Genomic DNA, 15058 nt, shown 5'->3' with positions numbered 1-15058 from the left:
TTACGCATTTGGGGAACTGCTCGTCCTTTCTCTTTATCGTGCTTATCTCAAGGATCCTGAAAATTTTGTTTTAAAATACCTCAGACTTCTTAGTTCAGGAGGATCTCAAAGTCCGCAGGAGCTCCTGCACGATTTTAATATCGATCTTTCCCAGAAATCGTTTTGGGAGGGAGGAATTGAAATATTAAGCGGAATGGTACAGGAAGCGGAGAAACTGGCGGAGAAGCTTCCGTGAATATTACGCGCAGACGTTTTATTCAAACCTCGTTGCTTGCAGGAGCTAGCCTGGTTTTAGCTCCCGGCATAAAAGGATGGCCGGGGGACATTTCTCGCGCCCTGGCCTCTGACGTATCCTTTCGATTTGCTCTTTTGGGAGACAGCCATCTCATGGGATCCCGGAACTCCCGTCTCGAGAATCGCCTCGAAATGGCGATCCATGAAATCAATCGACTCAAACCCCTTCCGGACTTTGTCGTATATATGGGAGACGCAGTTCATGACGGCACGCCAGAACAAATGATCCGTTTTTCGAAAATGATCTCCGGTTTAATTCCGAAAACCTATTTTCTCCCGGGCGAACATGACTGGTATTTTGATATGGGAAAAAGTTACGAGACCCATGTCATGAAGGAAAAACTCCCTTTCGCTTTTCATCATAAAGGCTATCTCTGCGTCCTCTTGAACGGGATCCATTTAGAAGATTTTTGGACGGAAAAAGGGCTCACCCCGGAAGAACGCATGGAAGTCGCCGGGACTTTAAACAGGACGCCGGGTCCTTTTCGAATTGGAAATGAACAGCTTCATTGGCTTGAAAACGAACTCTCAGGAGTGGATCGTCAGACACCCGTACTTCTCTTTATTCACCCCCCACTTTATCATTATTATCGAAAATGGAACTTCTGGGTCGAAGACGCTCCGGAAGCACACCGCTTGTTGAAACCTTTTAAACAGGTTTCGGTCTTTCACGGGCATGTACACCAGGTGGTTCGAAACGAAATTGATCACATTCAATTTTATTCTACATTAGCGACTTCCTGGCCCTATCCCTACCCCGAGACCGGCGTGCCCAATGGGAGCCCCAGGATGCCAAGACCCAGTCCGGCGAATTTTTACGATGGCCTGGGATGGGGAAAGGTGGAGGGGAATCAGACACAAATTCGGCAGGAGGATGTAGAGTGGACCCTCAATCCGCCCGAAGGATGATCTGTCAAATGATGGGTGTTTTCATCCTTACGGCCTTCCTGTCTCCAATCGATCTCCTTGGAGAAGGGGCGGAACAAAGAAAAGAGGCTCAAGGTCCGGTTTTCCGGGAGGACCTGGTGAGAAAAGAGAAACGATCCTTTTCTGCCGCTGTGGCCCTTGGAGAAAAACTCTGGTATGACCGCAATCTCGGATCAAATGGCATGTCTTGCAACCATTGTCATCCCGACGCGGCCGCGACCCATCCTGAAACCTTTCCCAAGTTTAAATCACAGATGGGGTCTGTGGTTTCGGCCCAGCAGTTTATCAATTGGTGCGTGGTCATCCCGCTTCAGGGGAAAGCCTATGAGCTTGGGAGTAAGGAATTAACTGCGCTCGAGGCCTATATGGTCTTTCAAAACAGGGGAGAGTCGCTGGAGCCGGGATTTCCCTCTCCCTGACAAAATTGCCGTGATGAAATGGGTATTGGGATTTCTTTTATTCTTTTTAATCGAATTGCCGGAAACCACCCGGGCGTTTCCCGGTGCGGGTGTGGAAGAGTACCTGGAAGCCTATGGCCCACCGGCAAACTTAAAGTCGGATGTTCACGAGGTTCTTCACGGAAAAAAAATTCAGTACTACTGGGCGGCCGCCGAGGTTAATTCTCTGACTGACGGTCTAAAATTAAAAGGGAATCTGATTGTTCTGTTTGAGAAAGGGAAATCAGGTCTTGTGAGCCTTCAGGAGACGATTTTGTCGGAGATAACGGAGCAGGAGTTTCATTCAGTTTCAGATTGCCTGAAAGAACAATGGGAGACCGTCTCCAAAACGACAAATCAGACGGAAAGCAGAAATTACGACCTTTACAAGATGATTTCAAAAAACAGGAAATATTCAGCGGAAATGTCTTACTCGAACGCAATTGCCTACAACACGCCTTTTCCCCCTGTTGGATCTGCTCACATTCCCCGGTACAATTTCTGGATACATCTTGTGCCGGCCCCTCTCATTTCCGCGCATCCCCCTTGAACAGACGGGATATCTCTCCTTGTTTTTCTTGATTTAAAATGATAATTTTAAAAAATGAGTTCATTTAGCCGGGAGGAAAAGATTGAGATTTTCAAGGTTCTCTATCCCCTGTTTAAACGGGAGGTTTATCACCGGCGCGACCAGATTCTAAAGGTGGCATCGCTCTCTTCGGCGCTTTTTTTGACCTTGATTTTTATTGGAGGCTGGTTAAGATCGAACGGTGTCATTCTGAGATCCGCCTTTTTCCCGATGATCGCTTCGGCAGTTATTTTTGAATTGGGTATCTGTTACCACCTCTACCAGCATAAATCCCGACATGAACAGGCCAAACGGATGTTGATCAGTCTGGAAGAACAGATGGGATTTTTTGAAAATGGCATCATGGAAGCCTCAAAAGGATTTTATCCTGAAACATGGCGAGTACGCGGATTTGATCCCGGTTTTCTGATTTTTCCAATATTACATGGCGGTTTGATTATTTTACTCGGTTATTTATGGGTGACCGCGAACTAAAGGATGCTGAAAGCCTAACCGTTGTGACACTGCTTGATCAGGCGGAGAGTCAGGGGATCGGTTTTAGCTTGAGGTGCTTTTTGAATGACCTGGTTTAGGATACGACAATAGTTATTCAGGCCGAGTCCGGTTGAAATAACCGCATTCTCCAGGTCTGATGACCGGCCTACCGGAACTTTCCCGGTATGGTAGATGATAAACGTATTCGGGGACCATTGAATCATTCGAGATCCTCCTGAATCCACCTGGGCAATTTGATTCCAGGAAATACGATGCCGGTAGGTCAGTCCGAATTTACCCCCGAATTTCCAGCCGAGCTTAATTCCTTGCTCCGTCATCACCACGTTTGGAAAATAAGAAAACAGGAGGATGCTGAGCGCCGAAAGAATGCCAAATAACGTGAAAGCGAGTTTGCCCGAGGTCAGGTGATGAATGGGTTGAAAAGTTGAAAGTGGAAAAGGTGGGTTGACAATTCTGGTATGAGAAAGATTGGTGACGAGAAAAAGGGTCAGAACAATTGAAGCAAGGATGCCGATGGCCGACGCGGCACGATTTTTCAGGCTATAAATCTTGATAAGGCTATTATTTTCAATGGTGGGATTGTTAAGCACGAGAGTCCTTAGCCCTGTTAACGACAGGTATCGGTCACTTTAAAATGCAATTTGCAGGCCAAACGGAGTCTAATCTTAATACATTGATTTTATTCACTTTAATACGTGAGCATCTTGGGATTAAAGATAATAAATGGACGAAAAGTGGGCAGTCATCTTGACTTCCGGTAAGAGGAAGAAAATGTCGGCGATGAGAGCGGTTTGCCGGATATTTTTAATCATGCTCCTTTTTTCTGCTTTTCAAGAAGGTTATGGGGCAGAATTTTCAGATTGGGAGAACTCAGGAGAAGTCTTAACCCGGTTTGGGGAAAATCAGAAATTAAAAAATGTCAGGGAATGGACACAGTGGGCACAAGAAAAGCTATTGACCCCTTATTACCGCTCGAAGGGATTTTCAACGACTGAGCAGATCCATCTGGCGGCGCTTTCAGATTGGACCCATGCGGAAAAGGAGGAAACAAAATCTTATTCTTCCGCAATGTTTTCGGTCGATCACTGGAAGGGATATGCCTTTGTCTCACTGACCTATACAAATCTCGATTTTAAAGAGCAGGCTTTCGGTATCCATTTTGAACTGGTTCCGGAGGCCTTAAAACTTGACCAGGTCATAAAGAGATATGTGAACCAGAAGATGGAATGGATCGAAGAAGGCAAAGTGAAAAGGCTTCGATTTATCCTTGTTCCAGGCGACTCGCTTAAGGAAACCCCTTTCGGAAAACTCCAGAGTCAGATGATCGAAAATGACGAACTTTGGGTTGATTTTGGGCTTAGGAATAGCGAAGAAATCGGGTTCGTTGAGGTTTTAACCGTAAAAGCCAATCCTTCCCGCGTTCCCTTTACGAAAAACTGGAAGTATGATGACCAGGAATGACGACTAAGAGTTGACTTTTGGCTCTCAATCATGCTAGTTTTCCCAATTTAATTCTGATTAAATTCATCTTGGAAAGATCATGCGAAACAACACGCTCGCGAAACGATACGCTAAAGCTCTTTTCGAACTGATTTATCATCAGACCCGGCGCGACGACGTATTGCTGTCGTGTCTCGAAAGGCTGAAAGCCATTTCCGAGGGGATCCGGGGCAATTCTTCTTTGAAAAATGTTCTTTACAGTCCCTCGTTTGGTATTGAGGACAAAAAAATGATTTTGAAAAGCCTGATCGATAGACCGTTTGGGGAGAAAATACCAGCGGATTACGCCAACCCTATGAAAAGTCTTCTGACCTTGCTGGTCAAGAAGAGCCGGTTGCTCTTTCTTCCCGAAATAGTGGCTGAATTGGAACGATTGAAGAATGAACTCTCCAGAACGACCCCTGTTCTCCTGACCGTCCCGGTTTCTCTTTTGGAGAATGAAAGAGATGGTTTTGCTCAAAAATTCGAACGTCTGTTTCAACAAAAAATTCAGCTTACTGTTAAAGTATCTCCCGAAATTCTGGGAGGCATGAGCGTGCAGATCGGATCGAAAATATTTGATGGAACCCTTCAAATGAAACTCAGCCGACTCAGGCATAATTTAATGGAATAAGACAGGTTTTTATAAAAGAGGGAAACCCGAATTTCGCCTTGAACTGGGGTGAAACGGCAATGTGGGAGTGATTCATGCAAATAAGAGCTGAAGAAATAACAGAAATCATTAAACAACAGATCAAAGATTTTGACGGAGCGGTGGATATCGCTGAAGTCGGATCAGTCCTGCAGGTGGGAGACGGTATTGCGAAGATCTACGGACTTGAAAAAGCAATGGCGGGAGAACTTGTCGATTTTTCTAAAGGAATTTTCGGTGTCGTTCTTAATCTCGAAGAAGACAATGTCGGCGTGGTCATTCTCGGGGATGATCAAAAGATAAAAGAGGGGGACAAAGTCAAAAGGACCGGGCGTATTGCCGAAATTCCCGTGGGAGAATCTTTAATGGGCCGGGTTCTGAATCCTATCGGGGAGCCGCTGGACGGAAAGGGTCCCTTGAATGCCAAGGCGCGTGGAAAGATTGAAGTGATAGCCCCCGGGATTGTCGACCGGCAATCTGTCCGGGAGCCCATGCAGACCGGAATCAAGGCGATTGATGCGATGATTCCCATTGGAAGAGGACAGAGGGAGCTCATTATTGGCGACCGGCAGACAGGTAAAACGGCCATTGCAGTCGATACCATCATCAATCAAAAAGGGCAGGATATGGTCTGTATTTATGTGGCCATCGGACAAAAAAAATCCACAGTTGCCCGGGTCGTGAAAACCCTCGAAGATGCCGGTGCAATGGAATACACGATTGTCGTCACTGCAAGCGCCAGCGATCCAGCATCCCTTCAGTTTCTGGCGCCGTACAGCGGGGCCACGATGGGCGAATATTTCAGAGATAGCGGGCGCCATGCATTGATCATTTATGATGATCTTTCCAAGCATGCAGTGGCTTACCGGCAGCTCTCCCTGTTATTGAGACGTCCTCCGGGGCGCGAAGCTTATCCCGGAGATGTTTTTTATCTCCATTCCCGACTGCTGGAGCGGGCGGCCAAACTAAGCCAGGAAAAAGGGGGAGGTTCTCTCACGGCACTTCCGATTATTGAAACACAAGCAGGCGACGTCTCAGCGTATATTCCGACCAACGTGATTTCAATTACCGATGGCCAGATTTTTCTTGCTTCGGATCTTTTTTATTCGGGCATTCGGCCGGCGATCAATGTGGGACTTTCCGTCTCCCGTGTCGGGGGATCAGCGCAAATTAAAGCAATGAAACAGGTTTCCGGGACGCTTCGTCTGGATCTGGCCCAGTATCGGGAGATGGCGGCTTTTGCCCAGTTCGGATCGGACCTCGATAAAGCGACTCAGGCACAGCTGGCCCGCGGCGTACGGATGGTTGAGCTCCTGAAACAGAATCAATACAGACCTCTGGCCGCGGAAATGCAGGTCATTATTCTCTTTGCAGGGGTAAATGGTTATCTGGATGAAGTGCCGGTAGATAAGATCCGTTTTTTTGAAGAGGAGTTGATCGTTTATATTGAGTCAAAGCAAAAAAGTCTCAGAGACGAGCTGGCCAAGAAGAAGGCGTTTGATCCCGAGATGACCCAAAAATTGAAGTCGGCCATTGAGGAATTTAAAAAGAGTTTCCAACCGTAACCAAAACAGGACTGATTCTTCAGAAGAGGCCAGATGCCAGGCCGCAGAATAGAGGCGACGGAGGCGTACGAAACGGGTACGTTGAGGAAGTCGATATTCGAGAACACAGCAGGTGGTCTCTTATCAAGAATCAGAAATAGATAATGCCAAGTTTACAACACATTCGGCGTCGTATCGGCTCCGTTAAAAACACTCAAAAAATTACCAAGGCCATGAAATTGGTGTCGGCCTCAAAACTCAGACGGGCCCAGGAAAGAGTTCTGACAGCGCGTCCCTATGCGAAAAAAATGGCAGAAATGCTCGGGGCCCTGGGTGCAAGGACCAACCGGGAATATCACCCTCTCCTCCAGAAGCGTTCGGTCAAGAAAATTGAAGTGGTCGTCATGACTTCGGACCGGGGCTTATGCGGAGGATTTAATACCAATATTTTACGTCGAGCCATGGAGTCCATTCAAACCTTGAGGGAAAAAACGCCGGAACTGACCATCAATGTGGTCGGTAGAAAAGGGCGAGATTTTTTTAAGCGGCGCGGATTCAACATTCGAAAGGAATGGACAGGAATATCCGATAAAGTCCAGTACGAAAATGCCGCCGAGATCGGGAAAGATCTGGTCGAATCATATCTCAAGGGTTCATTTGATGAAGTTCATATGGTCTATGGAGAATTTCGCTCAGCGATCCAGACCCGAATTGTTACGGAGAAACTTTTCCCCATCGGAGATTTCAAGCAGGAAGAAATTGAGAATGAAGGATCTTTTATTTATGAGCCTGATGAGGAGGAAGTTCTTGAAACGCTCCTGCCCAGGCATGTCGAAATTCAGATTTTCAGGGGCCTTCTCGAGTCGGCCGCAAGTGAACAGGGTTCAAGAATGATGGCCATGGACTCTGCAACGAGGAATGCGAAAGAGGTCATCTACAAATTGACGCTGGTTTACAACAAGACTCGCCAGGCGACGATTACGAAGGAGTTGATGGATATCGTCGGCGGATCGGAAGCTTTAAAATAGCAAGGAGAAAATAAAAGTATGGGTATTGGAAAAGTAGTCCAGGTGATCGGTCCCGTTGTGGATATCGAATTTCCCGGGGGTGATCTTCCCACCATTTATAATGCACTCAAGATTCAAGTTCCGGCAGACCCGGCGAGTCAGACTGAAGAGATTAAAGTGATTTTGGAAGTGGCACAGCATCTTGGCGAAAACCGGGTTCGGACGATTGCCATGTCCACGACGGATGGTTTGGTCCGCGGCATGAAAGTGGAGGATTTAGGCGCTCCCATTTCAATGCCGGTAGGGAAAGAAGCCCTTGGCCGAATTCTCAACGTCGTTGGTGATCCCGTGGATCAAATGGGACCCGTGCTTGCAAAAAAGCGGCTACCCATTCACCGCGCGGCCCCCTCGTTTGAAGAACAGAGCACGACAACCGAAATCTTTGAAACCGGGATTAAAGTCATTGATTTACTGGAGCCCTATGCGAAAGGGGGAAAAACCGGACTGTTCGGAGGAGCAGGAGTGGGGAAAACCGTTTTGATTCAAGAGCTGATCCACAATTGCGCGACGGAGCATGGAGGATTTTCCGTTTTCGCGGGGGTAGGAGAACGGACGCGTGAAGGGAACGATCTCTGGATCGAGATGAAAGAATCGGGTGTCCTGGAAAAGACCGCACTTGTTTATGGCCAGATGAATGAACCCCCTGGCGCCAGGCTGAGAGTGGGACTTTCGGGCCTCACGATGGCAGAATATTTCAGAGATGAAGAGAATCAGGATGTGCTTCTCTTTGTGGATAATATTTTCAGATTTACCCAGGCAGGATCCGAAGTTTCAGCCCTTCTCGGGAGAATGCCTTCCGCCGTGGGTTATCAGCCAACGCTTGCCGGAGAAATGGGTGCGCTTCAGGAAAGAATTACCACGACCAAAAAAGGCTCCATTACTTCAGTTCAGGCTGTCTATGTGCCTGCGGATGATTTAACGGATCCGGCACCGGCTACTGCATTTGCCCATCTTGACGCGACCACAGTATTGTCACGTCAGCTGGCTGAACTCGGTATTTATCCGGCCGTGGATCCGCTTGATTCAACATCCAGAGTTCTTGATCCGAAAATCGTCGGAGAGGAGCATTATAAAGTTGCACGTTCCGTTCAGGCGATTCTCCAGAGATACAAAGAACTCCAGGATATTATCGCCATTTTGGGAATGGATGAACTTTCAGAAGATGACAAATTAACGGTAACCCGGGCGAGAAAAATCCAAAAATTTCTTTCGCAGCCGTTCCATGTTGCCGAACAATTTACCGGATCTCCCGGCCGATATGTCAAACTGAAAGATACCGTTCGAAGCTTTAAAGAACTGATAGAAGGGAAGTATGACGATCTTCCCGAACAGGCGTTTTACCTGGTAGGCGTTATCGAAGAGGCGGTAGAAAAAGCCGCCAAAATGGCACAAAAGAAATAGCTTGCATGGGAGATCCGCGTGAAAATCCAACTTGATGTCGTCACACCGGAAAGGTTGATTATCAGCGAAGAGGTTGACGAAATCATTGCCCCCGGCACCCTGGGTGATTTTGGAGTGTTGGTTGACCATGCCCCTTTCTTTTCAACGCTTCGAATCGGGGAGTTAAGCTATCGAAAGGGGGATCAAACCCATTACCTGGTCATTAACTGGGGGTTTGCACAGGTTTACCAGAATAAAGTCATCATTCTTGCCGAACTCGCTGAAAAACCAGAAGAAATTGATCTTATCAAAGTGGAGGAAGCTATTGCCAGAGCCGAGGAAAAGATTCTCTCCGCGGGAGACAATCTGAATCTTCTGGATGAAGCCAGAACCAGCCTTGAAAAAGCGATCGTTCGAAAACAAATCGCCGAGAAAACCAAGTAATTCTACAACAGATATTTGAAAAATATGGACGTTGAGAACAGGTCAGTTATCCCCTGCCGAGGATTTCCGCCATTGAAATTTCTGGCTGTAGGTCGCAATCCGCAGGAGCGAGGCAAACAGAGCGTACAGAGTCAGTACGTGAGTCTTGCTGAGCGACGAGAACGAAGCAACTGGCCTGTTATCGACGGACAGGGTTAATGGAGTATCAGCATCCTCGCTGGTACCGTCGGGTCTTCCTCATTTTCAGTTTCTTTGTTCTCATTTTTCCCCTCTCGTTGGTGATTCTTGGCGTTCTACCCGCCTATGAGGAAGATCGGGAGAGCTATCTGATCGGGGGTATCCTTTCCTTTATCATTTTGATGATCCCTATTGAAGGTTTCTCAAGAAATATACTCTCATCGGTGGCCCTGACTCGAAAAGTGTTGATTATTCGCCCAGGTGGGATTTTCTTTCGATTTTTTGCTTCCAGTCAAAAATACCCTTTTTCCGACTATCTCTTCTACATTATCTTGGAAAATGAAGAGCCAATCATCGCTGATATCTATAATTTCAATAAAGAGATACAGGCCCATATCTATCACCCCAGAATCCGTCATCTTCTCCTCCGGATAGCCCAGCATGAATATCATCCTAATTTTCATATCGCCCGCACCGGTTCAATCCCTCCCCAGTCTTAATACTGCACGACAGAATCCTTGCCCGAAACACCCAGGTTTTACCCGTGAAAGGAAGGACATTTTCCTGAAAAATGATATACTTAAATAGAAGTTTTCAGTCAATGTTAATAAAAAGAGTGGACGGATGGCCAGGAAACCCTTTTTCATCTCTATTCAAACCAAATTTTGGCTCCTCGTTGCCTTTCTCATTATTACGACAATGATGGTCAACACCTATTATGTTTTCAAACAGGACCGGAGAATTATTCGGGAAGAGACCGAATCTAAAGCCCGGTCCCTGGCGGCCAGTTTGTCACTGGAAGGGACTGAGGCCATGATCAATAACCTGTATTTGATCCAGGAGGCGCTTCCTGATTTTGCCAGGTTGCCGGGTGTCTATCAGGTTTGGATCATCGACGATTCCGGTATGGTGACCGCTGCCAATGAGACCGCAAAAATAGGGGATCTCCAGAACGCAGATCCTTTTTTTAAAGATGCCCTTAAAGCCGGAAGAGAAACCCTTCACTATTACCAGGATGTCGAAGGTAATAATTTTCTGGCCATACTTGAACCGATGTTTCTAAAGGGTAAAATCAACGGTTGGATTCGACTGGACCTTTCCTTAAAAGAGAGTGAAAGTAAAATTCTGAAGAGTTTTTTTAATCTCTTTTATCTTGCGATTGTTTTGACCACCATTGCCATGATTTCGACTCTGGCGATCAGCCGAAAAATCAGAGATGTCCTCCACAATCTTGTTGTCAAATTTAAAAAACTTTCGGAGGGGAATTTTTCCGAGAAGTTAGAGGTCCAGTCCAATGACGAGTTAGGTCATGTAGCGCAATCGTATAATATCCTGGTTGATCAGATGAGTTCGATGGTCCGACAGCTCGAGGAGAAACATCAGCGGACGGAAGCCGAGCTTAAAGATTCCGAAGAATTATTCAGAGCCCTTTATGACGATGCCAATCATCCGGTTTATGTATTCGAAGAAAGCCTGAAATTCGTGGATGCAAATCCCTATGCCTGTGAATTTTACGGTTATACCTTGAATGAATTTAAGAAAATGAATCTCTATGACCTGGCTATTCCCGACGAACGGAACGCCCAGGAAACCCTTTTTGGACAACTGGTTAAGGAAGAAGGCTATTTTATTAAAGAATTACGGCAACAGAAAAGAACCGGTGAAGTAATCACCGTCACTGCAGATATTGTTGGCATTCAAAAAGGGGGCAAAAGGTTCTATGTCAGTAAAATAACCGATATTACTGAAAGAAAGTTAGCTGAGATCCGGTTAAGTCATCTGGCCAATTATGATGTTTTAACGAATCTGCCCAACAGGCTCCTTTTCATGGATCGATTAAATCAGGCTCTGTCACAGGCCAAACGGAGCCAGAAGCTGGTGGGAGTTCTCTTTCTGGATATCGACCGATTTAAAACGATTAACGATACCCTGGGTCATCCCGTGGGAGATAAACTTCTTCAGGCGATCTCGAAACTTCTAGTCGCCGGCCGAGAAACCGACACGGTGACACGGCTGGGTGGTGACGAATTCACGATCGTACTGACGAATATTGGTCATGCCCGGGATGCAGCGCTGGTTGCCGAAAAATTGTTAACTGTCTTGTCGGTCAATCCGTTTCAGATCGCCGGTCACGAAATTTTTATTACTGCAAGTATCGGTCTGACTCTCTATCCTTACGACGGTGAAGATATCGAGACGCTTCTCAAGAATGCCGACATTGCCATGTACCGTGCCAAAGAAAGAGGGAGAAATACTTATCAATTTTATACCCGGGATATGAATAATACGGCGCTCGAACGGCTGGAGCTTGAGACCGGACTTAGGAGAGCAATAGAAAAAGAAGAACTCGAGCTTCATTATCAGCCTATCGTCGAGACCTCCAGCGGAAAAATCGTTGCGGCAGAGGCGCTGGTTCGCTGGAATCATCCGACGCTGGGGAGAATCCCTCCCGATAAGTTCATTGGCCTGGCTGAAGAAACCGGATTAATTCTCCCCATAGGGGAATGGGTCCTTCAGACCGCATGCAGGCAGAATCAGGAGTGGCAGCAGTCCGGCCTCTCGCCGATCAGGATGTCGGTAAACATCTCGGTCCGGCAGTTTCAGGACCCGAGATTTGTTGAAACCGTCAAGGAAATAATCCGAAAATCGAAATTGAATCCGGTATTCCTGGAACTTGAAATTACGGAATCGAGCTTGATGCACAATCTGGAAAAAACAAGGGAGACCTTGCATCTTTTGAATCAAAATGGCATCCGGTTTTCGATAGACGATTTTGGAACCGGATATTCCTCGCTCAGTTATCTGAAGAGATTTTCGATTGATACCTTGAAAATAGATCGTTCATTTATAAAAGACATTATCCAGGATCCGGACGACCGGGCGATTACAACGGCCGTCATTGCCATGGCTCACAGTTTAAAATTGCAAGTGGTAGCAGAGGGGGTTGAGACACGAGAGCAACTGGAATGTCTCCGTTCTCTTCAGTGCGATTTTTTACAAGGGTACCTTTTTTGCAAACCGGTACCTTCGTCGGAATTCAGAACGCTCCTGAATGGAAAAAAATCTCTCGAAGCCTACATGCATCAATAACGCTTTTCGTTTGTCTCATGTTGATTGACAAGATTCCGTAAAAGGTCATATTCCGAAGTGTCCGGCATGACTTTTGCCAATGTTCGAAATAATTCAAACGCCTCTTGACTTGCGCCCAACCTCTCCAATTTTATGGCCGCATCGACTCTCTGCTTGAGATGGTCAAAATCCATGTCGATAGCGGTTTCCATTTCCCTGGCGGCGTCCCCGTAGTTTCCCCGGTTTAAATAGATTCGGCCTAAATTCAAGTGGGCTTCCGGCAGTCGGGGGCCGAGTTTCTCGGCCATCCGGTATTCGTCGAGAGCCATCTCTTCGTCTGCCCGGTATTCATAAACAGTCCCAAGATTATTGTGGATGTAATAAAGGTATTCCTTCGGGGGAGAACGTTTAAGCGATTGATTAAAATAAAATGACGCCTTTTCAAATTGACCTTCTGTGAGATAGCCATATCCGAGAGAAAATGTGCCGATAAAAGAATCGGGGTTTTTTTCAAGCGTATCCGACCATAGTGTCACTTCACTTTTCCAGATTTGATTTCGATAATAACTGTTAAGCGAAAAGAGAGTGAGAACCAGGAGGATGAGAATAGAAGGGAGCCATCGGAAAGGACCAGAAATAACAGTCTGAAAATGGTGAGTGATTTTATACGTTCCCAGAGCCATCAGAATAACGATGCCGGTTCCCGACAGGTAGCTTCTGTTCTCCTGGAACAGGGAGAGAGAGGAGACTGTCGGCAGGTAGAATAGTGGAGAAAGCGTCAGGATGAACCAGGCCACGAGAAAGGGCACCCGCTTCTCTTTTTGGCAGAGGAGGATCCAAATGAAAAGCGCGCACCAGAAAAGAAGAAACCATACCGAACTCCTATCGAACTGCGGAATGGGAAAGGGTCGATCAAATATAAGAGGGTGCGGGTAGAAATAGAGTAAAAGGGAGTGGGTAGCCAGGAAGAGGCTTCCCGCAAAGACCAACGTCATTTGATCGAAAAAAAGACTCCCTCTCACAAGGGTTGACGATTCGGAAGGGATGCCCGAATGGAGAGACATGAACTCAAGGCGGACGATAAGATAGACTATCACAGGAATGAGATAGAGGATTCCCGTCTGAAATTTCTTCGACAAGGGGAGGCGTGAAGAAAAAAAGGCATCATAAGCGATGATCACCAGGGGAAAAGTGATCGAGATCTCTTTGCTTAATAGAGAAATAATTAAAAGGAACAGAGAAAGAAAGAGCCATTGAGCATTATCTTTTTTTCGGAATTCAAGAAATGCCAGAAACGATCCGATATAAAAAAGCGCAGATAAAGTGGATGAGCGGGCTGAAATATAATTGACTGCCTCGGTATTTAAAGGATGAACCAGAAATATCAGACCCGACAGGAGACTGACGAACGGGATTCCGGATAGTACAAAAGCAAGCCGGGAGACCAGGATAGCGGTGAAGAGGTGAATTGTCAGATTAATCAGATGATAGAGGGGAGGACGGGTCTGGGAAATGGCATAATTAAGGGCATTGAGAGTGACCGTGACGGGCCGGTATCCCCTGACTGAATGAGAACCGCTGAAGCCACTTCCGTTTAGGAAAAAAGAGGGAATATTTTTCAGAGAATGAAGGTGGCTGTTAAACATCACGGTGTGAAAATCGTCAAGATGAAATCCATTTGAAAAAATATTGGAGTAAATCAGCAGACCGGTGACCAGGAGGATGAAGGACGTAAGAAAGAAGAGGTATTGACCGGAAATATTTGAATAGAGATTATCGGGGTGTTTCATGAATATCGAGAATAACACCCTGTAGAATCAATTCAAATCCGATAATAAAGGGAAGAACGCTTAGCATCACGGTTCCTGTAGTGGCGACGGTGTTGGTCAGAATGGATTTAGACCAGATATAAAGACCGAATCCCAGTCCCCAGGCAAAAAGTGGAAGCCCGGAAAGGAAAAACAGGGCAATAGGCGAAAAATCGCGAAGAATATATTTCTGATAAAAACGGTACCAAAAGCGGTTAAAGAGATAATAGGGAAAGGAAATGATGATTTTCATAAGTCTCATGGAAGATTTTTCATTTCCGTATCGGGCGGGGATGGCGATATCCTTGACCCGCAGATTATAAATATTCAATTGGACCAGCATGTCATTTTCCAGAAAAAATCTGCGGTGTATCATGTCCAGGTTGAGAACCTCGAGATCCGTTTTCCGGATTGCCCAATACCCGTTTTGCGGATCAAAGATATGCCAGTAGCCAGAGGTCATTTTCGTCAGAAAGGTCAAACAAAAATTTCCCCATCTTCTCAGGAAAGGCATCTGTGCCAGCTCTTTACTGTGGAGGAACCGGTTCCCTTTTGTATAGGAATAGCCTTCCTCGATGATGGGATCCAGAAGCGCCGGGAGATAGGCCGGATCCATCTGTCCATCTCCATCCATCTTGACGATAATTTCGGCTTTTTCGGATAAGGCATGTTGAATTCCGGTCAGTGTGGCTCCGC

General features: G+C 46.4%; 16 protein-coding genes. 13 read left to right on the top strand and 3 right to left on the bottom strand.

The window, feature by feature from the left end:
* The 5 genes from HY200_05610 to HY200_05590 all read left to right on the top strand — a co-directional run.
* On the top strand, positions 1-235 hold a 235-nt coding region (locus HY200_05610; protein ID MBI3594418.1), incomplete at its 5' end, for an oligoendopeptidase F.
* Positions 232-1203, top strand: coding sequence for a metallophosphoesterase (locus HY200_05605; protein MBI3594417.1), 972 nt, complete (start codon positions 232-234; stop codon positions 1201-1203). The genes HY200_05610 and HY200_05605, both read left to right, overlap by 4 nt.
* Positions 1176-1640 (top strand): cytochrome C, encoded by a 465-nt coding sequence (locus HY200_05600; GenBank protein MBI3594416.1) that lies wholly within the window; start codon positions 1176-1178, stop codon positions 1638-1640. Before HY200_05605 ends, HY200_05600 begins: the two co-directional genes overlap by 28 nt.
* Before the next feature lie 25 nt (positions 1641-1665).
* On the top strand, positions 1666-2208 hold the full coding sequence (locus HY200_05595) for a hypothetical protein (GenBank protein MBI3594415.1): 543 nt from the start codon (positions 1666-1668) through the stop codon (positions 2206-2208).
* A 54-nt stretch (positions 2209-2262) separates the two neighbouring features.
* Positions 2263-2721, top strand: coding sequence for a hypothetical protein (locus tag HY200_05590; GenBank protein ID MBI3594414.1), 459 nt, complete (start codon positions 2263-2265; stop codon positions 2719-2721).
* 14 nt (positions 2722-2735) lie between these two features.
* On the opposite strand, the gene HY200_05585 is transcribed toward HY200_05590, so the two are convergent.
* A complete protein-coding gene (locus HY200_05585; protein ID MBI3594413.1) occupies positions 2736-3332 on the bottom strand; it encodes a hypothetical protein in 597 nt (198 codons plus the stop codon).
* Between the two features lie 133 nt (positions 3333-3465).
* Between HY200_05585 and HY200_05580 the strand changes: the two genes are divergently transcribed.
* The 8 genes from HY200_05580 to HY200_05545 all read left to right on the top strand — a co-directional run bounded on the left by HY200_05580 (position 3466) and on the right by HY200_05545 (position 12575).
* Positions 3466-4203: a hypothetical protein gene (locus HY200_05580; protein MBI3594412.1), complete on the top strand. Its 738-nt coding sequence runs from the start codon at positions 3466-3468 to the stop codon at positions 4201-4203.
* Positions 4204-4282: 79 nt separating this feature from the next.
* Positions 4283-4855, top strand: coding sequence for an ATP synthase F1 subunit delta (gene atpH / locus HY200_05575; GenBank protein MBI3594411.1), 573 nt, complete (start codon positions 4283-4285; stop codon positions 4853-4855).
* Positions 4856-4929: 74 nt separating this feature from the next.
* Positions 4930-6438: a F0F1 ATP synthase subunit alpha gene (locus HY200_05570; GenBank protein MBI3594410.1), complete on the top strand. Its 1509-nt coding sequence runs from the start codon at positions 4930-4932 to the stop codon at positions 6436-6438.
* A gap of 143 nt (positions 6439-6581) precedes the next feature.
* Positions 6582-7445, top strand: a complete 864-nt coding sequence (atpG, locus tag HY200_05565) for an ATP synthase F1 subunit gamma (protein ID MBI3594409.1) — start codon at positions 6582-6584, stop codon at positions 7443-7445.
* Between the two features lie 18 nt (positions 7446-7463).
* A complete protein-coding gene (gene atpD, locus HY200_05560; protein ID MBI3594408.1) occupies positions 7464-8885 on the top strand; it encodes a F0F1 ATP synthase subunit beta in 1422 nt (473 codons plus the stop codon).
* 24 nt (positions 8886-8909) lie between these two features.
* Positions 8910-9308, top strand: a complete 399-nt coding sequence (locus HY200_05555; protein MBI3594407.1) for a F0F1 ATP synthase subunit epsilon — start codon at positions 8910-8912, stop codon at positions 9306-9308.
* A 197-nt stretch (positions 9309-9505) separates the two neighbouring features.
* A complete protein-coding gene (locus HY200_05550; GenBank protein ID MBI3594406.1) occupies positions 9506-9985 on the top strand; it encodes a hypothetical protein in 480 nt (159 codons plus the stop codon).
* Positions 9986-10109: 124 nt separating this feature from the next.
* Positions 10110-12575, top strand: coding sequence for an EAL domain-containing protein (locus HY200_05545; GenBank protein ID MBI3594405.1), 2466 nt, complete (start codon positions 10110-10112; stop codon positions 12573-12575).
* Here HY200_05545 and HY200_05540 read toward each other — a convergent pair.
* The gene (locus HY200_05540) at positions 12569-14344 is read right to left on the bottom strand and encodes a tetratricopeptide repeat protein (protein ID MBI3594404.1); all 1776 of its coding nucleotides are present in this window, start codon (positions 14342-14344) and stop codon (positions 12569-12571) included. The genes HY200_05545 and HY200_05540 overlap by 7 nt on opposite strands.
* On the bottom strand, positions 14328-15058 hold a 731-nt coding region (locus HY200_05535), incomplete at its 5' end, for a glycosyltransferase (protein MBI3594403.1). The genes HY200_05535 and HY200_05540, both read right to left, overlap by 17 nt.

Source organism: Nitrospirota bacterium, from assembly GCA_016194305.1.
GTDB lineage: Bacteria > Nitrospirota > Nitrospiria > JACQBW01 > JACQBW01 > JACQBW01.
This window is presented reverse-complemented; position numbering and strand designations above follow the sequence as displayed.